The organism is Clostridioides sp. ES-S-0001-03 (assembly GCF_020676075.1).
GTDB lineage: Bacteria > Bacillota > Clostridia > Peptostreptococcales > Peptostreptococcaceae > Clostridioides.
Genome location: NZ_JACVWJ010000057.1, coordinates 1 through 256 on the forward strand (window position 1 = coordinate 1; position 256 = coordinate 256).

General features: G+C 51.6%; 1 tRNA gene and 1 rRNA gene. Both read left to right on the top strand.

The features are described 5' to 3' along the window. Positions 1-10: 10 nt before the first annotated feature. Positions 11-127 (top strand): 5S ribosomal RNA (gene rrf, locus IC174_RS20920). A gap of 7 nt (positions 128-134) precedes the next feature. Then, a tRNA-Asn gene (locus IC174_RS20925) sits at positions 135-209 on the top strand. The last annotated feature ends 47 nt before the right edge of the window (positions 210-256 follow it).

Genomic DNA, 256 nt, shown 5'->3' on the forward strand with positions numbered 1-256 from the left:
ATAGAGATTATGTGGTTACAATAGCAGAGAGGATACACCTGTTCCCATTCCGAACACAGAAGTTAAGCTCTCTAGCGCTGATGGTACTTGGTGGGAAACTGCCTGGGAGAGTAGGACGTAGCCACGTTGAATATTCCAAGGTAGCTCAACGGTGGAGCAACCGGCTGTTAACCGGTAGGCTGTGGGTTCGAGCCCCACCCTTGGAGCCAAAAAAGCCGAAGTGGCGGAACTGGCAGACGCACAGGACTTAAAATCC